This is a genomic window from Providencia sp. PROV116 (genome assembly GCF_028482485.1).
Taxonomy (GTDB): domain Bacteria; phylum Pseudomonadota; class Gammaproteobacteria; order Enterobacterales; family Enterobacteriaceae; genus Providencia; species Providencia rettgeri.
Genome location: NZ_JAMPQO010000012.1, coordinates 1 through 20,181, shown reverse-complemented (window position 1 = coordinate 20,181; position 20,181 = coordinate 1). Strand labels below are relative to the sequence as shown.

Below are 20,181 nucleotides of genomic sequence, written 5' to 3'. Positions count from 1 at the left end.
TAACTTCTATACAGTAGGTAAATAAATTATTAATTTATATTTGGATGGAAATCTTGTTCAGAATTATTAAATAAAAATTTAATCATGAAAGATACACGGAAAGCGACTAAATTTAGTGTATTTGGTAGAAAATCACCAGTAAGTGGTGCTTACTGGTGATAAAAGATAAAAACTTACTTCTCTTTCTCTTCGATAGGCCTGAAAAGACCCGATGCACCATCTGAGTAATCTCTTGGTGGCATTTTAACTGGCGCTTGATCGTTATCTGCTTCAGATTCGGTTAAACGATAGTTAAATGGGTTGTCTTGCGCTGGCATATCAGGCATTAATTCAGACGAACTTTGTGCCATGTGTTGATAAAGCTGACGGTAATCACGCGCCATTTTATCCAATAATTCTGCGCTACGAGCAAAATGGCTCACAAGCTCTTTACGGTACTCTTCAAGTTCAGTACTTTTTTTGTCTAGCTCAGCCTGCGCTGTTTTTTGCTGGCGAAGCTTTGGGTTGCCATAGCGCACAACTAATGCACCGATGATAAAACCCACAATCAATCCGATTAATGCATACTCCCAGGTCATGCTGACTCCTTCATTACTTCAATGTTCACAGATTCAATGTTCGCAGAAACGTAGTGTTGTTACCGTTACTATACCTTAAATAATTCAAGTTGCATGTAAGCGTCAAGTAAAGCGTCTTAACATATTGTAATTTGACTAGTTAAGTGATGACAAAATCGACAAGCTTTGAATTAGACAGGCTAAATTAGTCAACAACTTATTAAGATATTAAGAGTGGAATCTTAAATCGAATTTCCTTACTCTATAGCGGCTCGTTAACCGAAAGTTAAATGATAACTGAATCTGGTTATAATAAAGGCAGTGTATATCAAATAACGGTAAAAAAACCGAAAAATTTTTAAGGATTATTCAGTTAATGTCGCCGATGACCCCTATAATGCGTTATCAACAAGCGCTAGCTGATGGAAACTATCAGCCAGATGACGTACAAAAGCTCGCTGTAGAACGCCTAGATAAAATATATCAGCAGCTTGTTGATGCAACCTCTTCCACTTTACAAGATAAGCCTTCAGGTTTAAAGCAGCGCTTTAACCGCCTTCTAGGTAAAACGTCAACAGTACCGGTTGTCCCCATACAAGGGCTATATATGTGGGGCGGGGTGGGGCGTGGAAAGACGTGGCTAATGGATATGTTTTATGAAAGTTTACCGGGTACGCGTAAACTTCGCTTACATTTTCATCGCTTTATGAAAAAAGTACAAGAAGATTTGATGGCACTGCAAGGGCAAGAGAACCCACTAGATATCATTGCGGATGAGTTTAAAAAACAAACAGATGTCTTGTGTTTTGATGAATTTTTTGTGTCAGATATTACAGACGCTATGATCCTAGGCACTTTACTAGAAGGGCTCTTTGCTCGGGGCATCACTCTTGTCGCCACTTCAAATATCATCCCTGATAATCTTTATCGAAATGGTTTGCAGCGGGCACGTTTTTTACCTGCGATTGAGCAAATTAAAAAATACTGTGATGTGATGAATGTCGATGCAGGTATTGATTACCGTTTAAGAACTTTAACGCAAGCACATTTATTTTTATCGCCAATTAACCATGAAAACCGACAACATCTTGATGAGGTGTTTGTGAAATTGGCAGGAAAAGAAGGTGAGGTGAACCCTGTTTTAGAGGTTAACCACCGAAAAATGCCCGTTATCCGTGCTGCAGAAGGTGTTCTTGCGATAGGCTTCAAAGTATTGTGTGAGGAGCCTCGTAGTCAAAATGACTATATTTACCTGTCCAACTGTTATCACACCGTCTTACTGTACGATGTACCTGTGATGGGAACCAACGATGAAAACCCGGCTCGGCGGTTTTTAGCGTTAATTGATGAGTTTTACGAACGAAAAGTTAAATTAGTGATTAACGCTGAAGTGCCAATGGAATCGCTGTATCAGGGGCAATTGTTAGCATTCGAATACCAACGTTGCTTATCTCGATTGCAAGAAATGCAAAGTGAAGAGTACCTGAAAATACCGCATTTAACTTAAGGTTAACGATAAAACCGAGTTGTTAGCGAACAAATCATCTAAATCGCATAATTTAAATACAAGATGCGATGTTTATTTGAGCAAACGTAAAAAAAATGCATTTGGGGTCGATTTTTGTTTCTGACTTCTCTATAATCTTGCGACCCCACGTTACAGCGTTGTTTTTTATTTCCCAAAAAATAACGCATTAATGCCAGTTAGGCTGCTCGAAGGGGTAGGTTTACTGGACAAAGAGTCGTGTGAACCTCAGAAAGCTTATGAACATGAGTGTTCACCAACGTGTAACTTCAATATTGGGTAAGTTTTAATGAAAACTTTTACAGCTAAACCAGAGACCGTAAAACGCGACTGGTACGTTGTTGATGCAGATGGCAAAACTTTAGGCCGTCTTGCAACTGAAATTGCTAGCCGTCTGCGCGGTAAGCATAAAGCGGAATATACTCCGCACGTGGATACTGGTGATTACATCATCGTTCTGAATGCAGAAAAAATTGCTGTTACCGGCAATAAACGCGAAGACAAAATCTACTATCGCCATACTGGCCATGTAGGTGGAATCAAGCAAGCAACTTTCGAAGAAATGATTGCTCGCAGTCCTGAGCGTGTGCTTGAAATCGCGGTTAAAGGCATGTTGCCAAAAGGACCTCTGGGTCGTGCAATGTACCGTAAACTGAAAGTTTACGCAGGTAATGAGCACAACCACGCGGCTCAACAACCGCAAGTTCTTGACATTTAATCGGGATTATAGCAATGGCTGAAAATCAATACTACGGCACTGGTCGCCGCAAAAGCTCATCTGCTCGTGTCTTTATTAAGCCGGGTAGCGGTAACATCACAATCAATCAACGTACACTGGAACAATACTTTGGTCGCGAAACTGCGCGCATGGTAGTTCGTCAGCCGTTAGAATTGGTTGAAATGTTGGAAAAACTGGATCTGTACATCACTGTTAAAGGTGGTGGTATTTCAGGTCAGGCAGGCGCAATCCGTCACGGTATTACACGTGCACTGATGGCTTATGATGAGACTCTTCGTTCTGATCTGCGTAAAGCTGGTTTCGTTACCCGTGATGCGCGTTCTGTTGAACGTAAAAAAGTGGGTCTGCGCAAAGCACGTCGTCGTCCACAGTTCTCCAAACGTTAATTTATTACCCTTTGGGTATAAAATTGATGAAAAAACCCGTCTTATGGCGGGTTTTTTATTGCCTATTGTTTTACTTACATTTTTATTATTTATGACAGGTAACAGTGTCTAATTATGACTCTTTATAAAAGAACGAATATAATCTAAAGTTAAACATCATAATTTAGTCTAAAATAATCACTAGTGAGCGATACTGAGATACTTTAATTAAACATAGTCCAAACTATAGAGTTAACTTTAAGGTTTTTATTCTGTATTTTTTTGTTTTTATATTGTTATAACTCTAAATTTTTTACTATTTTATCCTTAAAATGAAATAAATCTATGATTTTTTCGATGTAGCCCCCCTAAGTTGTACAAAATCTGTTAGAATACGCCCCTGTTTTTTTATTTCGCATTTCTCGCCTTTACTGTGCGGGAGGGTTGTGTTGACTTCCAATATGGATAAATGAAAGTTAAACACAGGGGATTTTAAAATGGGTAATGGGTAATTAAAAATTAATTACATTTCGTCCATTTTGTATTTTGGAGGTTTTAATGGCTGTCGCTCCTAATAAACGCTCGGTAATGACATTGTTCTCTGGCCCTACTGACATTTTTAGCCATCAGGTACGGATTGTTCTGGCTGAAAAAGGGGTAAGTGTTGAAATTGAACATGTTGAACCCGGTCATCTGCCTCAAGATCTGATCGATCTCAACCCATACCAGAGTGTTCCAACATTAGTCGATCGTGACCTGACTCTCTATGACCCACACATTATCATGGAATATCTTGATGAGCGTTTTCCTCATCCACCATTAATGCCTGTTTACCCAGTTGCACGTGGGACGAGTCGTCAATTGATGCACCGTATTCAAAGCGATTGGTATTCATTAATGAGCAAAATAGAGAACGGTAGTGCGCAAGAGGCAGCAAATGCCCGCCGTCAACTATCTGAAGAGCTGATCGCGGTTTCACCTGTTTTTGCTGAAATGGAATTCTTCATGAGTGAAGAATTTAGTCTCGTAGATTGCTATTTAGCGCCGTTACTATGGCGTTTACCTGTACTTGGTATTGAATTGAACCCATCTAGTAGCAAATACTTGCAGTTGTATATGCAACGTGTATTTGCACGTGACGCATTTTTAGCATCGTTGACTGAATCTGAGCGCGAAATGCGTTTGTCTACAAGAGGCTAAAAGAATGATGGAAATGACAGCAATGTCACCACGTCGCCCTTATTTGTTACGCGCTCACTATGAGTGGTTGCTCGATAACGATATGACTCCGCATTTGGTGGTTGATGTCACCGTTCCTGCTGTTAACGTTCCTATGGAATTTGCTCGTGATGGGCAAATTGTATTGAATGTTGCGCCAAGAGCTGTTGGTAATTTTGAAATAACCAATGAAGAAGTGCGTTTTAATGCTCGCTTTGGTGGAATACCTCGCCAAGTTTATGTCCCAATGGCCGCAATTATGGCGGTATATGCACGTGAAAATGGGGCTGGAATGATGTTTGAGCCTGAAGCTGCGTATGATGCAGAGTTATCAGCAGGTTTTGAACAAGTTGAAGAGCTTGAAGACAACATTGCTTTAGTTCATGAAGCTGAATCTGTGGATGAAAATTCACATGAGCCATCAGATGATGAGCCACCGCGGCCACCAAAAGGTCGGCCTTCATTAAGGGTTGTCAAATAATCCATTGGTCAGGTTAACAGTATATTAATCAACAGAGGGCAAAACCCTCTGTTTTTTTATATCAATGAGAAATTAAACTTCTAGAAATAATAAAATACCTTCGGCAGCATTACGCCCATCAGCAACAGCAGTCACAACAAGATCTGAGCCTCTGATTATATCCCCTCCGGCAAATACTTTTTCATGAGAAGTTTGAAACGGAAATCGGCTATTACGGTTTGCTAAAATATGACCATACTTATCACGCTTAATTAACGGTTTTTCTAACCAAGTTTGGTTATGAGGGGCAAATCCATAAGCGACAATTATGGTGTCGGTTTCGATAAAAAAGGTTGAATCTTCAAGTAGTTCTACTTGATAACGACCATTTTCTAATTCGCCATTTTGTGTACGAGTGGCATAAACGCCTATAAGTTGTTGCTGCTCATTAACGACAAATTCAGTGACTTGTATATTAAAATGGAACTGAGTGCCTTCTTCTAACGCATTGGCGACTTCTTTTTGTGAGGCTGGCATACTTTGTTCATCTCTACGATAGAGACAGCTAACCTGCTTTGCGCCTTGACGAATAGCGGTACGTACACAATCCATCGCGGTATCTCCACCTCCTAATACGATAACTCTTTTTGAGTGTAAATTAACATAGGGTTCGTTTTTAGAGATGGGAAGTTGCATTAAATGGCGTGTATTTGCGATTAGATAGGGAAGTGCTTCAAAAACGCCCTGAATCGATTTTTTAGGTAAGTTGCCTCGAATTGCTTGGTAAGTACCTGTACCAATAAAAATGGCGTCATAACTGCAAAGAAGCTCATCTAGAGAGACATCTATACCTACCTCGGTATTTAATTGAAATTGAATGCCCATTTCTGTAAATATTTCCCGTCGTTGGATCATCAGTTCCTTTTCTAGCTTAAATGACGGAATACCAAAGGTTAGTAGCCCACCTATTTCAGGGTGCTTATCAAAAACGACGACATTTACACCATTACGAATAAGCACATCGGCGCAAGAAAGACCCGCCGGGCCTGCGCCAACAATGGCGACACGCTTGTTAACGGGGCTAATATGGGAAAGGTTTGGGCGCCACCCCATCGCAAAAGCAGTATCATTAATATACCGCTCAATATGACCGATAGTGATAGAACCGATTGTATCATTAAGTACACATGCTAATTCGCACAGTTTTTCTTGTGGGCAAACACGCCCACAAATTTCAGGTAAACTATTGGTATGATGAGATAATTCAGCAGCTTCGATAATTTTTCCTTCAGCAGCAAGCCTGAGCCACTTTGATATTGGATTATGTAGTGGGCACCTCCATTCACAAAATGGGCTACCACAAGATAGACAGCGGCTCGCTTGCTGTTGTGCATCGACTGCATTATCGGGCGCATAGATTTCAGTAAACGCTATTTTGCGGATTGCCAGCGCTTTTTTGGACGGCTCGCGACGTTGGGAAGCGAAAATATTTGAATTCATGGCATTCCTTACTGAATTTTGTCTGATTTTACTTGAGATAGCAGGGGCTTTTTCTTTGATTTTAGCGGTCTTGCTCAAGGAACAATAGCGTTATTGTTTTGATTTTTATGTAATTATGATTAAAAACTATCCAAGGTAAATTTTTACTTTATCTAACACAAAGAAAATACCTGATTGTTTTTTATCATTAATAGTAAAAAATGGCTATTGAATGAGCGGGATCGACATTTCGAGTGAATAATCATCCGAAACTGCCTTGTTTGATATATGATTCAAAGAGAATTTAACTAAGGGGTGGTTATGAAAGTACTTCGCGGCCTTGCGCAATACTATGTCGATTTAATGATGAAGCTCGGGTTAGTGCGTTTTTCCCTATTACTCGCATCGGCACTCGTTGTTCTCGCCATGATAATGCAAATGGCAGTGACAATTTTTTTAAGAGGGCATGTTGATAGCCTCGATATGGTCGGGTCAATTTTCTTTGGGTTAATCATCACTCCGTTAGCCGTTTATTTTTTGTCAGTGGTGGTCGAGCAACTTGAGGAATCTCGGCAGCGTTTATCGCGAATGGTTGATAAACTTGAAGTTATGCGAAAACGTGATGCTGATTTAAACACTCAATTACAGGGAAATATTGAACAGCTTAACCTTGAAATTCAAGAGCGAGAAAAAGCTGAGCGTGCTCATTTAGAGCTCCTTGAACAATTAAAGCAAGAAATGAAATATCGTGAGCAAACACAAATTGAACTTGAGCAGCAATCTGTTTTACTTCGTTCATTCCTTGATGCCTCACCTGACTTAGTTTATTACCGCAACGAAAATAATGAGTTTTCAGGTTGTAACCGGGCAATGGAACTGTTGACCGGAAAAAGTGAAAAACACTTAGTTGGGCTAACTCCGTTAGATATTTATGATGTTGAAATTGCCTCTAAGGTTATGGAAACCGATGAAAAAGTTTTTCGTCATAATGTTTCTCTTACCTATGAGCAATGGCTGGTATATCCAGACGGCCGTAAAGCCTGTTTTGAACTCCGTAAAGTGCCTTTTTATGATCGAGTTGGAAAACGACATGGTCTGATGGGCTTTGGGCGCGATATAACGGAACGTAAACGCTACCAGGAGGCGTTAGAGAACGCAAGCAGGGAGAAAACCACCTTTATTTCTACAATCAGCCACGAGCTTCGTACACCCCTTAATGGCATTGTCGGCTTGAGCCGAATTTTATTAGACACAGATTTAACTTCGGAACAATCTAGCTATTTAAAAACGATTCATGTAAGTGCCGTCACGTTGGGTAATATATTCAATGATATTATTGAGATGGATAAAATTGAGCGTCGCAAGGTTCAGTTAGATAACCAACCAATCACATTATCTGAATTTGTGAATGATTTAGAGAATTTAAGTGGGCTATTAGTACAGCCGAAAGGGCTGAAATTTGTCATGGATGTCGCTCCTGCATTACCAAAAACGGTTTTAACCGATGGGACTCGTTTACGGCAAATACTCTGGAATTTAATTGGCAACGCAGTTAAGTTCACGCAAAAAGGTGAAGTGAAGCTTAGTATTTGGCAAGACACTGAAAATAAATTGTTTTTTAGGGTTCAGGATAGTGGCATAGGTATCCCTAGGGATGAGCTAGATAAAATCTTTGCAATGTATTATCAAGTGACAGATTCTGCTGGCGGTAAACCGGCTACTGGAACGGGGATTGGGCTTTCTGTATCTCGTCGTTTAGCACAAAATATGGGCGGCGATATACAAGTTGAAAGTGAAATAGGGCAAGGTTCTACTTTTACTTTATTTATTACAGCGCCAGTGGTTGAAAGTGACGTTATTGAACAGCAAGAGAGTGAAGACGATTACCCATTGCCTGCATTACATATTTTACTCGTAGAAGATATCGAACTGAATGTCGTTGTTGCTTGTTCTGTATTAGAAAATTTAGGTAATACAGTTGATGTGGCAATGAATGGTAAAGATGCCCTCGAAATGTTTGCTCCTGGTGAATATGATTTAGTGTTATTGGATATCCAATTACCTGATATGACAGGTCTAGATATATCTAGGCAACTTAAACAGCAGTATGATAAACAAGACTTACCACCATTAATTGCATTAACTGCAAATGTTCTGAAAGATAAAAAAGAATACTTTGATGCAGGTATGGATGGTGTATTGAGTAAGCCATTATCAGTTCCAGCACTGACCCATATTATTGAGCAATTTTGGGGGGAGCAATCCGCTCGACCTGAAGAAGCACCGAGTAAGCATGAGGCTTCAAGTGTTGATGAATCCAAATTAGATTGCGATATGCTAGAGCAGTATATTGAATTAGTTGGTCCTAAGCTTATTTATGACGGGCTAGATGTCTTTGAAAAAATGCTTCCAGGCTACTTAGCTATTCTTGATTCGAACATGGTGGCTAAAGACCAAAAAGGTATTGTGGAGGAAGCCCATAAAATCAAAGGAGCCGCAGGTTCTGTTGGCTTAAAGAACTTACAGAAAATCGCACAACAGATTCAATCTCCTGATTTACCAGCATGGTGGGACAATGTACAGGAATGGGTGGATGAATTAAAACAGGATTGGAAAGCAGATATAGAAACTTTGAGAAACTGGGTTGATGAGCGTACAAAAAAATAACCCCAACCGAAGTTGGGGTGCGCGAATACTGCGCCAACACCAGGGAAATCATTGATCTGCATATGTTTTTTGTTGTTTGCAAATCATTAAATTAGGTATATCACTGTAAAGGGCAACATCAAGATACCAAAATTTAGCTAATCTGTTACAAGATTCATTAAAATCTGTGATGAAGATTGATGTTTATGCACCTTAGTGCCTGAGAGATAATTTACTACAAATGGAGGAAGATATGAAATCAATTGCGGTTATTTTAAGTGGCTGTGGTGTTTTTGATGGAAGTGAGATCCATGAGTCAGTACTAACTATGCTAGCTTTGAGTGAAAATAGTGCCGAAGTTCATTTTTTTGCACCTAATGAGTTGCAACCTGCTGTTATTAATCATATTAATGGTGAGTTAAAATCAGAGGGACGTAATCAAATGGAAGAATCTTCACGTATTACACGTGGAAAAATATCGCCTTTATCCTCAGCTGATGCTTCAAAGCTTGATGCCCTCATAATTCCTGGTGGTTTTGGTGCGGCAAAAAATTTATGTGATTTCGCAGTTAAAGGAAGTGAATGTGAAATTAATAAAGAACTATTAAGTTTAGTACGCCAAATGCACCAACAAAAAAAACCGCTAGGGCTGATGTGTATTGCTCCTGTGATGCTCCCTAAAATGTTAAATACATCAGTAGTACTAACTATTGGTGATGATAGTGAAACGATTGCCCAAATAGAACTTATGGGTGGGAAACATATTAAATGTGCTGTTGATGATATTGTAATTGATGAAGTTAACCGAGTTGTTACAACACCTGCTTATATGCTGGCTCAATCAATTTCTGAAGCAAATACGGGCATTAATAAGCTTGTTAAGAAAGTATTGGAAATGGCGTGATTATTTGAATGCGAATTATTGTTTCTAAATTATGGCACTGGTTAAAGAAGATCACATTTTCATTACTTGTGGTGTGGATTTGTTCAGTCGTTTTATTTAAATACATACCAGTGCCTTTTTCTGCGGTGATGATTGAACGACAAATCACCGCATGGATAAACTTAAATTTTTCTTATGTATCCCATTCTGAATGGGTAGATGAAAATCACATTTCTCCGTATATTTATTTAGCAGTAATTGCTGCGGAAGATCAAAATTTTCCTCATCACTGGGGTTTTGACCTTGATGCAATAGAGCGTGCTTACAAACACAACTTGAGTAATAAACAAACAATTAGAGGGGCTTCAACGATCTCGCAGCAAACAGTGAAAAACTTGTGGTTATGGGATGGAAGAAGCTGGTTAAGAAAGGGGCTGGAGACAGTAATGACTCCTATTATGGAGCTCTTATGGTCAAAGCAAAGAGTATTGACAGTTTACCTTAATATAGTTGAGTTTGGTGATGGTGTTTTTGGTGTAGAAGAGGCTGCAAATAAATTCTTTAATAAGCCGGCTAGCAAGCTTTCAATGAATGAAGCAGCACTATTAGCAGCAGTTTTACCTAATCCTCATAGGTATAGCGTGAAAAACCCATCTTCTTATGTTCTCAAAAGGCAGGCTTGGATCTTGAATCAAATGCACTTATTAGGAGGTAGGAATTATCTGAAAATAAACCAATTAGTGGATGAATAAGAAAAAAGCCATGGTTTTTAACCCACGGCTTTTGTTTTTATAACAATATATTATTGTTTATGATTAATTAAGATAAGTGAAAGCGGTCGTAACTCGACGAACACCGTCTGTTTCACTAGCAATTTTTGCCGCTGCATCACCTTCTTGCCTTGTTAAAACACCTAGTAAGAAAACCTCACCATTTTCAGTGATGACTTTCACACTACCAGATTTAACGCTATCACTAGCAAGAATTTTCGATTTCACTTTGGTTGTTAACCAAGTGTCTTTTGAGGCCGTACCCAAATCAACGGGCTCACCGCTACGAACTTCATTATAGACTGCGATAGTGCCATCAACGTTAGAGGCTATTTGTTTTGCTCGTTCAGCCCAAGCCATATCAGGGCTTTGGCCAGTTAACAGGACATTACCTTTATAAGCGGTCGCAATGATACGAGCCTTACCTGTGATTTCTTTATCTTTATTCAGTTGCCCACTAACTCGAGCTTCTAAGGTTCCATCGTCAACCTGCTGACCAACGCTGCGAGGGTCTGTGGCACTTTTCGTTGCAACAGCAGCAGAACCTACGACTGCAGCCCCAATACAGCCTTGTAATAAAACAGTACTGATGACTATGGCAAAAATCGGTATTAATCGCATTTTGTCTCCTTAATCGTCCTGATGTGGGAAAAGAGTATTGTCTATAAGGTCACTCAGACAATTTACAGTAAGAAGATGAACTTCTTGAATTCGAACACTTCGTTGGGATGGAATACGGATTTCAACATCTTGAGGGCCTAGTAAGCCTGCGAGTTCCCCTCCGTCATAACCTGTTAAAGCGACAATTGTCATGTCTCTAGTCACCGCAGCTTCAACGGCCTTAATAATATCGCTACTATTACCATGGGTTGAAATCGCCATCAAAACATCACCATGTTGCCCTAATGCTCTAACTTGTTTCGCATAAATTTCAGAAGGTTGCTTACTACCTGAAATCGCAGTTAGCACGGCATTATCGGTATTAAGCGCTAAGGCGGGTAAGCTAGGGCGCTCAGTTTCAAAGCGATGGATCATACTCGCAGCAAAACGTTGTGCGGTAGCGGCGGAAGCACCGTTACCACAACATAGAATTTTGTTGCCATTGAGTAAAGATTGAACCATCATCATTGCGGCTCTTGATATGGCATCAGGCAGCGCTTCAGCCGCTGCTATTTGAGTTTGGATGCTTTCAGTGAAACAAACTTTTATTCGGTCTAGCACGAGTTTTTCCTTTGTCGCCTCGATATAATTCAAATCATTTTTGTGTTGCTATTATATTTGAATTATAGCTTTGTTGACTGCATGATCAGTATATAAAGCTGACTATATCATTTGTTAATAAACATCATTTTCGTTAAATGCATTTTGTATCCAATCAAATTGGTTTCCAGTGATGGCGCAGATATCAAAACGGCATGCGCTGGTTTCAAAACTTTCTTGCCTTTGTGAGAGCCAAAATTTGGCGGCAGCTAATAGCTTTCGACGTTTGCGCCAGTTTACTGATAAAAGTGCATCTCCGTAATCACAATTTTTGCGAAAACGAACTTCAACAAATACCCAACCTGTATTATCTCGCATAATGAGGTCGATTTCTCCGCCTCGGTTTCTTGCATTACGTTCGACAAATGTTAGTCCCTGCTGTTTCAGGAAAGCGAGCACTTGATTTTCATAGTGCCGGCCTGTTAACCATTGTATGGCTTTTGGCATAATTTTCATGACGTCCTTGTCTGAAAAAAAATGAAGTATTGAACGATTCTATTGCGCGGAAACCACTTTACCTTGTTTAAATTGCAACCAAGGTAATTCTCGGAACACCACACAGTTTGGTGTGGTACTCAAGGTTCCAGATGCGCCATTAATACGAAATTGCCCCGATTGTTGCAGTTTGTCGTAATTGTTGGCTAAAGACCATGCGTCAATACCCATGGCATATAAGCGGAATAAAGAGTAATCATTGTTCAGCTTTTGTTGGGCTTGTTTACGCAAGTTATTGTTTGCACCTGCGAGTAAAGGGATTTCGCTAAATTTAACGCCATCCATTTCAAAGCGATAGTCTGCGCCAGACCCTGCTTGGTTACTGCGAGAGCTTGTATAAAGTGCAGGGCGAGAACGAGAACTAATTGCCATTTCAATCATTGGTTTGATTAAGGTGAGCTCATCACGAGTGGCGACAATATAAACGCCGTCAATCGCACCAGCCGAATCGACATATTGTGAATCTATTGATTGCGCTCCGGTATTCACTGGCGTTCCTGTCATACGGATACCCGCACCATGATTAATCGACTCTTTTAAAGAGGGGATAGAACCAAAGGTTTGCATTAAAACGGTTCCCCCTCCTTTTTCTTGCCACCCTTGAGCAAAGGCTTTGGCTATCCTATCGCCGAAAGCATTAGCGGGAACTAATACCAATGGCATTTGCTTACCTTCGGCTTTCATATAAGCGGCCGCATTCTGTGCTTCATCTTCTGGTGATAATGAAAAATAGCAAAGATTTGGTCGAGGCTGTAATTGGTTCGCATCAAGCTCATTGAGCGCAAGCACGCTAACTGGAGCCCCCATTTGGGTAATTACTTGAACGTCACTTTTTAATAATGGCCCAACAATCAGGTTAAAGCCTTCATTTTTTGCTTGCTCAATAAGCGCAGGCATTTGTTTATTAGTGGTATCAAACACCTTGACGCTTTGGGTATTCACAGGGGCTGCATCGATACGTAAAGTGGATGCCACTACATCGCTATCGCTAGCAGTAGGGGTATTACCTGTTGTTGCAGCAACTTGTTCATAAATTTGGTCGAGGACATCATTTCCACTACTTGGGGGATCTATAGCGTCTTGAGAGGGAGACCCTTGAGGCAGACCTTTTTGCGCATCCATAAAGCCTTGCATAATCGCCTGGCCGAATACTTGTCCTTGCCCACTCATGGGTAAAAACAACGCAATCTTAGGATTTTTACCCACTTGAGGTATCATCGCTTGCAGTAAAAGGGTTGGTGTTGTCGTCACTCCAGGGTTATTTGAGTAACGCATTTTCCAATCGTTGTAGCCAGCAAGTAAGGCATCTGTGTCATCTCGGTTATTTTGATAAATATCTAAAAGGTCGACCCAGCCTTGGAGAATATTTTCATCGGCACTAATTCCATGAATTTGTTCTGGCGTTAACTGTGTTAACATCTGCCATAATCCATCAATGTTAGCTTGGCGTTCAGTGGTTGTTTTTAATAAAGGTTCTTGGCTAATGTAGGCGCGTATCGCCTCCATTGAAGGCTTACCTTGTGCTGCATCAATGATTGCTTGGTAACGGCTAGCATCATCAGATGCGCTTTGCTCAGGTGTTTTTTGGGTTGACGGAAAATATTCCGAGACAATTTGGCACCCAGACAGAGCAAATGTGGACAGCATTGCTGTGCAGATTAACCCTTTTTTCAAATGCAAAAAAATTGAAGGACGCATACTGTATCCAATGGTGTATTTTTCAATTGCTTAATTTTAAACCGGCTATTCGGATGAAACAATGAACCAACCTAATCAAGCTGTGGTTATGGCATCCACGCTGTATATCGTTCCTACCCCAATTGGTAATATGAGGGATATCACGCAACGTGCGTTGGATGTTCTTAAACATGTTGACCTTATTGCTGCAGAGGACACTCGGCATTCAGGCATTCTATTACAGAATTTTGCGATAAATGCACGGTTGTTTGCTCTGCATGATCATAATGAACAGCAAAAGGCAGATCAATTAATTAGTCGACTTCAACAAGGTGATAGTATCGCATTAGTCTCCGATGCGGGTACACCTTTAATTAATGATCCGGGTTATCATCTCGTCAATCGTTGTCGCGAAGCGGGTATTCGTGTTGTACCTTTACCGGGGCCTTGTGCTGCTATCACAGCGTTATCCGCCGCGGGTTTACCTTCAGACCGTTTTTGTTATGAAGGTTTTTTACCGGCTAAAACAAAAGGTCGTAAGGATGTTTTACAATCACTCGAACAAGAAACTCGCACACTGATTTTCTATGAATCAACCCATCGTTTGTTAGACAGTTTAGCAGATATGGTGGAAGTCTGGGGACCGGAGCGTCATGTTGTTTTAGCGCGTGAAATCACTAAAACATGGGAGTCTATTGAAGGTCGCCCTGTGGGAGAGTTACTCGCTTGGGTAAAAGAAGATGAAAATCGTCACCGTGGCGAAATGGTGTTGATTGTCGAAGGGTATAAAAAACCCGTAGATGACTCCGCAGTTTCCCCTGAAGTGGTGAGAACATTAAATTTATTACAAAAAGAATTACCTCCTAAAAAAGCAGCGGCGATCACGGCTGAAATTTATGGCCTCAAGAAAAATATGCTGTATAAATTGATGCTTGATAATCAAGATGGTGAATGATTCTTGAGCAAATAGACGAGTTCATTTATATAAGTGGTAAATGAAAGTCGTTAGAGTCTGTACAAGACTCAGCAAAGTGCCTATAATTCGCCGCGGAGTTGGCCAGACAACCGCTGCTTTATCGTAGTCCCTTCGGGAGACGGGTAGAGGGGAGGAAAGTCCGGGCTCCATAGGGCAGGGTGCCAGATAACGTCTGGGAGGCGCGAGCCTACGACTAGTGCAACAGAGAGCAAACCGCCGATGGCCTGTTTACAGGATCAGGTAAGGGTGAAAGGGTGCGGTAAGAGCGCACCGCGCGACTGGCAACAGTTCGTGGCACGGTAAACTCCACCCGGAGCAAGACCAAATAGGGGTTCATATGGTGCGGCCCGCATTGAACTCGGGTAGGTTGCTGGAGCCAGTGCGCAAGTGCTGGCCTAGATGAATGGTTGTCCAAGACAGAACCCGGCTTATCGGCCAACTCCCATTTTTTCGTCATACTTCAAGCTGTGCCTGTGTTGGCGTCACTCGTCAGCCCTAGTCACATACTTTTGTATGCTCCTAGGGATTTCCTCATTTTGCCGCCTTGGCACACCTCGAATTATTTAGAAAAAATTTCAGTTTATAATGCTTCGAGCTGTACCTGTGTTGGCTGCATTCGGCCACACGGGTCACATACTTTTGTATGCTCCCCGCGCTGTCTTCATTTTGCCGCCTCGGTATAACACGAACTATTTAGAAAAAATCATAATCTTTTGATTTAATATAAAAATACTTCTCTTCTTTCTTTTCTGGCTTGTCTTCACCATTTGATATATCAACTCATCAACTCATCAACTCATCAACATCACAACCCTCTGATGCAAATCAATGCGCCCTGTGAATATGTAAATACAATAGTGGTATTTATAATGCATGTTAAAGAGATGTGCGGACATGAAAGAAAAACCACGTGTAAGGTACCAACGTCGCCCTGGTACTACAGGGGGTAAGCTCCCTTGGAATGATTGGCGTAATGCATCAACATGGCGTAAATTTGTACAGTTTACGCTATTGGCGATCAATATTTATATTGGCATCACCTTCTATTTTTGGGTGCGTTACTACGAAACCGGAGGAGCGACAGTTCACCTTCCTCGCCCTGGTGGAATTGAAGGTTGGCTGCCGATTGCGGGGTTAATGAATTTAAAATATACGTTGGAGACGGGGAGTTTCCCGCCAATTCATGCGGCTTCAATGTTTCTGCTTGTTTCTTTTATTTTGATTAGCTTACTGCTCAAAAAAGCATTTTGTTCATGGATGTGCCCGATAGGCACTATATCGGAATATACGGGAAAAATAGGCCAAAAACTGTTTGGTTATCAAAAACAAATCAGTTTACCTAAATGGCTAGATATCCCCCTACGAGGTTTAAAATATTTACTATTAAGCTTCTTTCTCTATATTGCATTTTCCATGTCTGCGCAGATGATCCAATACTTTATGATGTCACCTTATGGGATCATCATTGACGTCAAAATGTTGGATTTCTTTCGCTATATTAGCTTGTTTGCGCTGGTCAGTGTTGCGGTTTTAGTGGTGGCAAGCTTGTTTATTCGTAATGCTTGGTGCCGTTATTTGTGTCCTTATGGTGCATTGCTAGGGCTGTTTTCGTTATTTTCACCATTTAAAATTCGGCGAAATGTGGAAAGTTGCATTGATTGTGGAAAATGTGCGAAAAACTGCCCATCCCGCATCCCTGTTGATAAATTAATTCAGGTAAGAACGCTCGAATGTACGGGGTGTATGACTTGCGTGGAATCTTGCCCTGTTGCATCAACACTGGATTTTTCATTGCAATTGCCAGCAAAAAAACATCAATTTCGGTTATCGGGTAGGATGATGGCTATTTTAACCTTGGCAATTTTATTTATCACTATTGGGGTTGCTATGTATTTTGGCGTTTGGGATAGCCCAGTACCCGATAATTATTGGTTTCATATTATTCCAAATGCAAGAATGATAGGCCATTGATGCACAATAAAAAACCCCGCTACATATGATAATAAGCGGGGCAACTTGTTGTTTTGTCGTGATGACAGATTTTGTACTGCTTATTTATACTTATTTCTCGCTTATATTTATTTTCTTACATACTACTTACTACCCCATCAGTTAACCGCTTGCTTAACCATCTGCAATAACTGACGTACATCTTCAGGGCGCGTATTGCCAGTATCTTTATCAATAATTGAGCTATAGATATGAGGAATGATTTTTTTCACGCCTGCATCAAGAGCAATTTGCAAAATTTCAGCAAAGTTATCTAAATCAATGCCGCCTGTAGGCTCTAAAGAAAAATCAAAGTCAGCGCAAGCTTTGGCAATGGCTTTATATTCTTCAATATATGTTAACCCTTTCATATTAAAGAATTTAACAGAGTCAGCACCCATGTCTTTAAGCATCATAATGGCAGTTTCAATCGGAACAATGCCATCTGGCGCTTGAGAACTTAATGGGCCTGTGGAAATTTTTACCATACCCACCGTGCCTGTCGGTGATATGAGCGCATTCACGAAGGTTTCGTTTTGGCCTAATAGTGCACGGCTAATTGGGGCACCAGTGAATACTTGGTTAACGTGCTGCGGTTGCACTTCTTTTGAAATCAACGATACCATGGTTGATTGATTTGGGTCGCCAGCACCCAGGCCAACTGATAATGCATTATCGGTTTTTTGGGCATAAATACGCATATCTGCAATCGCGCTTTCTAAGTCAGGGTAATTTTTAGATAAAACACCAACAACAACAAAGGTTTCTGCTGCAGCATAGATATCTTTTGCATTTTGATGGCTGCCTGCCAAGACGTTTAAACACACGCGGTCACGATAAAAATTCGGTGACAATTTCATTTTAAATTCCTTCTACTAACAAACGAATATTCTGAGAAATAACATCAAGTTGTTCAGTACTAACACTACGAATGTCAGCTTCCACTTTTCCTTCGTTGGCTTTGTACTCACGGAAGTAAATCGCGGTATCACCTTGTTTTAACTCAGCCATGATTTGGTAGGTAGTTTTGCCTATTGTTTTTTCATCAAAGCTAATTTCAGTACGAGCAATATCACGTCCAGCGCCATCCCAGACCACTTGAGCAGAGATACCTTTAATTGCATTCAAATCGCTGATGAATTTACTCATTCGATTGACCATTTCTGGGCCAGTTTCTTTTGTCGCTGTCAGGTACTGTTCGATAGCAAGAGTGAGGCCTAAAATACCTTCTTTACCCACTTTCATCGCACGGCCAATACCTTGGCTTTGGCGTTTTACCCACTCAACATATTGTTTTTTACCAATAACTAGGCCACTTGTTGGGCCTTCAATCGCTTTTGCGCCACTGTAAATCACAATATCGCCGCCTGCTTGGTAGTAAGCTGTGAGCTCTTCTTCAGCGGCAGCATCAACGATCAGTGGTAGCTGGTGGTCATGAGCCACTTTGGCGGCTTGTTCCACGGTTAACATGCTTTTTTGTACGGTATGATGGGATTTGATATACAGAATAGCGGCGGTATTGGGGGTGATTTTTGCAGCTAACTGGGCGGCGTTGCACTCGTTAGCAAAGCCCGCTTCGACCACTTTACCACCACCTAAGCTCACCATTGTATCGACAGGAGCACCGAAATTAACGTTATGGCCTTTAGGTAAAATAATTTCACGAGGCACAACTTTGTCGGATGAATGCAAATTAAGCAGTAAATCATCATCATCTTGTACAATCACCGCTGCAACAGCTTGTGCGATACCGGCAGATGCGCAGGAAACAACAACTGCGGCTTCAACATCTAATAGATTAGCAATGTATTCGCCAGTTTTATTAACTAAGTCTTTAATTTCAAAATAATTATTTAATCCGTAAGCAACACGTTCAACAACTTCCGGAGTTGGCGTTGAAACACCCAGAATTGTCATGCGGCCAGAGGCATTAATAACGTGTTTTAACTGATATTTATCATAAATCGATTGCATGTTCTGATTCACCTTGTGCATGAATAATGTGTTTTCCACCGACGATAGCAGCCAATGGTACGAAGCGGTGAGTGCCTATACGGTGTTCGCCTTCTGCATCCGTGAGCTCGGTTTGCTCTTCTTTAAGGTCAAAAAGGGTTATGTCGGCGTCAAAGCCCGGCCTTAAATAGCCTTTCGCGGGTAATGATAAGAAATTGGCGGCTTTTTCGGTAACGCAGCGAAGCACTTGTTCCGCACTAAAGCCCATACACAGGAATTTGGTCATCACAAAAGCGAGGCTATAAACAGGGCCATTAACGCGGTTGCGGTGGTAAATATCGGAACTGATAATGTCAGGGTAAGTGCCGATGCGCATGGCTTGTTCGGCAACTTTAAAGCTAAAACTCTCACCGCCATGGCCAACATCTAATATGACACCCCGTGCGAGTGCGCGAGCAATTGATGGTTTTAGGTAGCCATCTTCGCCTAAAATCTTATTGGGTTTGCCATTAAAGCAGTGAGTGATGATATCGCCACGTGTCAGTAAATCAGCGACTTCATCGATATCCGGTGGGTTGTTGCCGATATGCACCATGAGTGGAAGATGGTGTTTTTTCTGCATTTCTTTAGCTTTAATCAGTGGTGCAATACCATTTTCACCAACCACACTTTTACTCATACGCGCTTTCATACCAACAACAAAGCCTGAGTGGCGCTCGATAGCGTCTTGAAAGCAGGCATCATTGATGTTGTTCATATCGGACAATTCATTTTGTGCAATGATGCCAATGCGTGAAATATTTAACAGAGAAAAGACATTGGTTTTCGATTTTTGTGTCAGTTGATAAAATTTATCAATATCATCAGCACCGACACTGCCTGCATCAACCAGTGAGGTAACTCCGCCAGCGGCTCCTGCTAAATCAGGGTCATCGAAGTAAATAGGTGACTCAACAAAACAGTGTGCGTGAGAATCAATCCATCCGGCGCTGACATAAGTTTTACCTTGGAGATCAATAATTTTGTCAGCTTGCTGGTTACAGGCTAACTCAGGGCCTGCTGCTTCGATTTTTCCATCTTTGATAAGAATATCGATAATCGAGCCATCGATACGCTTACCTTGTTTGATGATTAGAGTGTACATAGTTGCCCTCTTTATACTCATACTCGATGCTCGTCATACTTCAAA

At 41.0% G+C, this 20,181-nt stretch carries 19 protein-coding genes and 1 other RNA gene; 11 read left to right on the top strand and 9 right to left on the bottom strand.

Annotation, left to right across the window (positions count from 1 at the left end):
• Nucleotides 1-173: 173 nt before the first annotated feature.
• Complete coding sequence (gene zapG, locus PSE72_RS09370; protein WP_004908297.1) at nucleotides 174-578, bottom strand: Z-ring associated protein ZapG; 405 nt, start codon at nucleotides 576-578, stop codon at nucleotides 174-176.
• A gap of 355 nt (nucleotides 579-933) precedes the next feature.
• Here zapG and zapE point away from each other — a divergent pair, with 355 nt between their 5' ends.
• From zapE to sspB, 5 genes are all read left to right on the top strand, one after another.
• Nucleotides 934-2,064, top strand: coding sequence for a cell division protein ZapE (zapE, locus tag PSE72_RS09365; protein ID WP_117162555.1), 1,131 nt, complete (start codon nucleotides 934-936; stop codon nucleotides 2,062-2,064).
• Nucleotides 2,065-2,371: 307 nt separating this feature from the next.
• Nucleotides 2,372-2,800, top strand: coding sequence for a 50S ribosomal protein L13 (gene rplM / locus PSE72_RS09360; protein ID WP_004258237.1), 429 nt, complete (start codon nucleotides 2,372-2,374; stop codon nucleotides 2,798-2,800).
• Nucleotides 2,801-2,814: 14 nt separating this feature from the next.
• Complete coding sequence (rpsI, locus tag PSE72_RS09355; protein ID WP_004258235.1) at nucleotides 2,815-3,207, top strand: 30S ribosomal protein S9; 393 nt, start codon at nucleotides 2,815-2,817, stop codon at nucleotides 3,205-3,207.
• Between the two features lie 537 nt (nucleotides 3,208-3,744).
• The gene (sspA, locus tag PSE72_RS09350; RefSeq protein WP_004908304.1) at nucleotides 3,745-4,386 is read left to right on the top strand and encodes a stringent starvation protein SspA; all 642 of its coding nucleotides are present in this window, start codon (nucleotides 3,745-3,747) and stop codon (nucleotides 4,384-4,386) included.
• A 7-nt stretch (nucleotides 4,387-4,393) separates the two neighbouring features.
• Entirely contained in the window at nucleotides 4,394-4,885 is a 492-nt protein-coding gene (sspB, locus tag PSE72_RS09345) for a ClpXP protease specificity-enhancing factor (protein WP_371021305.1), read from the top strand.
• Between the two features lie 72 nt (nucleotides 4,886-4,957).
• Here the strand turns inward: sspB and PSE72_RS09340 are convergent, their stop codons facing one another.
• Nucleotides 4,958-6,364: an FAD-dependent oxidoreductase gene (locus PSE72_RS09340; protein ID WP_198641642.1), complete on the bottom strand. Its 1,407-nt coding sequence runs from the start codon at nucleotides 6,362-6,364 to the stop codon at nucleotides 4,958-4,960.
• Between the two features lie 300 nt (nucleotides 6,365-6,664).
• On the opposite strand from PSE72_RS09340, the gene arcB reads away from it, so the two are divergent.
• The 3 genes from arcB to mtgA all read left to right on the top strand — a co-directional run bounded on the left by arcB (nucleotide 6,665) and on the right by mtgA (nucleotide 10,624).
• A complete protein-coding gene (gene arcB / locus PSE72_RS09335; protein WP_115167911.1) occupies nucleotides 6,665-9,010 on the top strand; it encodes an aerobic respiration two-component sensor histidine kinase ArcB in 2,346 nt (781 codons plus the stop codon).
• 232 nt (nucleotides 9,011-9,242) lie between these two features.
• Nucleotides 9,243-9,893, top strand: coding sequence for an isoprenoid biosynthesis glyoxalase ElbB (gene elbB / locus PSE72_RS09330; protein WP_115167910.1), 651 nt, complete (start codon nucleotides 9,243-9,245; stop codon nucleotides 9,891-9,893).
• Nucleotides 9,894-9,901: 8 nt separating this feature from the next.
• Nucleotides 9,902-10,624 (top strand): monofunctional biosynthetic peptidoglycan transglycosylase, encoded by a 723-nt coding sequence (gene mtgA, locus PSE72_RS09325; protein ID WP_115167909.1) that lies wholly within the window; start codon nucleotides 9,902-9,904, stop codon nucleotides 10,622-10,624.
• A 63-nt stretch (nucleotides 10,625-10,687) separates the two neighbouring features.
• On the opposite strand, the gene dolP is transcribed toward mtgA, so the two are convergent.
• From dolP to PSE72_RS09305, 4 genes are all read right to left on the bottom strand, one after another.
• Complete coding sequence (gene dolP, locus PSE72_RS09320) at nucleotides 10,688-11,263, bottom strand: division/outer membrane stress-associated lipid-binding lipoprotein (protein ID WP_109911689.1); 576 nt, start codon at nucleotides 11,261-11,263, stop codon at nucleotides 10,688-10,690.
• Between the two features lie 9 nt (nucleotides 11,264-11,272).
• Nucleotides 11,273-11,863, bottom strand: a complete 591-nt coding sequence (gene diaA, locus PSE72_RS09315; protein ID WP_115167908.1) for a DnaA initiator-associating protein DiaA — start codon at nucleotides 11,861-11,863, stop codon at nucleotides 11,273-11,275.
• Nucleotides 11,864-11,977: 114 nt separating this feature from the next.
• Complete coding sequence (locus PSE72_RS09310) at nucleotides 11,978-12,358, bottom strand: YraN family protein (protein WP_115167907.1); 381 nt, start codon at nucleotides 12,356-12,358, stop codon at nucleotides 11,978-11,980.
• A 39-nt stretch (nucleotides 12,359-12,397) separates the two neighbouring features.
• On the bottom strand, nucleotides 12,398-14,095 hold the full coding sequence (locus PSE72_RS09305) for a penicillin-binding protein activator (RefSeq protein ID WP_115167906.1): 1,698 nt from the start codon (nucleotides 14,093-14,095) through the stop codon (nucleotides 12,398-12,400).
• Nucleotides 14,096-14,156: 61 nt separating this feature from the next.
• On the opposite strand from PSE72_RS09305, the gene rsmI reads away from it, so the two are divergent.
• From rsmI to PSE72_RS09290, 3 genes are all read left to right on the top strand, one after another.
• Nucleotides 14,157-15,029: a 16S rRNA (cytidine(1402)-2'-O)-methyltransferase gene (gene rsmI / locus PSE72_RS09300; protein WP_115167905.1), complete on the top strand. Its 873-nt coding sequence runs from the start codon at nucleotides 14,157-14,159 to the stop codon at nucleotides 15,027-15,029.
• A gap of 94 nt (nucleotides 15,030-15,123) precedes the next feature.
• Nucleotides 15,124-15,497: RNase P RNA component class A (rnpB, locus tag PSE72_RS09295), an RNA gene on the top strand.
• 447 nt (nucleotides 15,498-15,944) lie between these two features.
• Nucleotides 15,945-17,021: a 4Fe-4S binding protein gene (locus PSE72_RS09290; protein WP_196723992.1), complete on the top strand. Its 1,077-nt coding sequence runs from the start codon at nucleotides 15,945-15,947 to the stop codon at nucleotides 17,019-17,021.
• A 137-nt stretch (nucleotides 17,022-17,158) separates the two neighbouring features.
• Here PSE72_RS09290 and dagF read toward each other — a convergent pair whose 3' ends face one another.
• Genes dagF through PSE72_RS09275 form a run of 3 tightly spaced genes read right to left on the bottom strand, consistent with a single transcriptional unit; the run spans nucleotide 17,159 to nucleotide 20,136 of the window.
• A complete protein-coding gene (dagF, locus tag PSE72_RS09285; protein WP_109911693.1) occupies nucleotides 17,159-17,899 on the bottom strand; it encodes a 2-dehydro-3-deoxy-phosphogluconate aldolase in 741 nt (246 codons plus the stop codon).
• Nucleotide 17,900: 1 nt separating this feature from the next.
• Nucleotides 17,901-19,013, bottom strand: a complete 1,113-nt coding sequence (locus PSE72_RS09280; RefSeq protein WP_004908346.1) for a DgaE family pyridoxal phosphate-dependent ammonia lyase — start codon at nucleotides 19,011-19,013, stop codon at nucleotides 17,901-17,903.
• Nucleotides 18,997-20,136, bottom strand: a complete 1,140-nt coding sequence (locus PSE72_RS09275) for an amidohydrolase/deacetylase family metallohydrolase (RefSeq protein WP_109911695.1) — start codon at nucleotides 20,134-20,136, stop codon at nucleotides 18,997-18,999. The genes PSE72_RS09280 and PSE72_RS09275 overlap by 17 nt, the downstream gene beginning before the upstream one ends.
• Between the last annotated feature and the right edge of the window lie 45 nt (nucleotides 20,137-20,181).

What these genes read in the sequence shown, in the direction of transcription:
- zapG (WP_004908297.1), bottom strand. Translation starts at nt 578, where the DNA reads ATGACCTGGGAGTATGCATTAATCGGATTGATTGTGGGTTTTATCATC.
- zapE (WP_117162555.1), top strand. Translation starts at nt 934, where the DNA reads ATGTCGCCGATGACCCCTATAATGCGTTATCAACAAGCGCTAGCTGAT.
- rplM (WP_004258237.1), top strand. Translation starts at nt 2,372, where the DNA reads ATGAAAACTTTTACAGCTAAACCAGAGACCGTAAAACGCGACTGGTAC.
- rpsI (WP_004258235.1), top strand. Translation starts at nt 2,815, where the DNA reads ATGGCTGAAAATCAATACTACGGCACTGGTCGCCGCAAAAGCTCATCT.
- sspA (WP_004908304.1), top strand. Translation starts at nt 3,745, where the DNA reads ATGGCTGTCGCTCCTAATAAACGCTCGGTAATGACATTGTTCTCTGGC.
- sspB (WP_371021305.1), top strand. Translation starts at nt 4,394, where the DNA reads ATGGAAATGACAGCAATGTCACCACGTCGCCCTTATTTGTTACGCGCT.
- PSE72_RS09340 (WP_198641642.1), bottom strand. Translation starts at nt 6,364, where the DNA reads ATGAATTCAAATATTTTCGCTTCCCAACGTCGCGAGCCGTCCAAAAAA.
- arcB (WP_115167911.1), top strand. Translation starts at nt 6,665, where the DNA reads ATGAAAGTACTTCGCGGCCTTGCGCAATACTATGTCGATTTAATGATG.
- elbB (WP_115167910.1), top strand. Translation starts at nt 9,243, where the DNA reads ATGAAATCAATTGCGGTTATTTTAAGTGGCTGTGGTGTTTTTGATGGA.
- mtgA (WP_115167909.1), top strand. Translation starts at nt 9,902, where the DNA reads ATGCGAATTATTGTTTCTAAATTATGGCACTGGTTAAAGAAGATCACA.
- dolP (WP_109911689.1), bottom strand. Translation starts at nt 11,263, where the DNA reads ATGCGATTAATACCGATTTTTGCCATAGTCATCAGTACTGTTTTATTA.
- PSE72_RS09310 (WP_115167907.1), bottom strand. Translation starts at nt 12,358, where the DNA reads ATGAAAATTATGCCAAAAGCCATACAATGGTTAACAGGCCGGCACTAT.
- PSE72_RS09305 (WP_115167906.1), bottom strand. Translation starts at nt 14,095, where the DNA reads ATGCGTCCTTCAATTTTTTTGCATTTGAAAAAAGGGTTAATCTGCACA.
- rsmI (WP_115167905.1), top strand. Translation starts at nt 14,157, where the DNA reads ATGAACCAACCTAATCAAGCTGTGGTTATGGCATCCACGCTGTATATC.
- PSE72_RS09290 (WP_196723992.1), top strand. Translation starts at nt 15,945, where the DNA reads ATGAAAGAAAAACCACGTGTAAGGTACCAACGTCGCCCTGGTACTACA.
- dagF (WP_109911693.1), bottom strand. Translation starts at nt 17,899, where the DNA reads ATGAAATTGTCACCGAATTTTTATCGTGACCGCGTGTGTTTAAACGTC.
- PSE72_RS09280 (WP_004908346.1), bottom strand. Translation starts at nt 19,013, where the DNA reads ATGCAATCGATTTATGATAAATATCAGTTAAAACACGTTATTAATGCC.
- PSE72_RS09275 (WP_109911695.1), bottom strand. Translation starts at nt 20,136, where the DNA reads ATGTACACTCTAATCATCAAACAAGGTAAGCGTATCGATGGCTCGATT.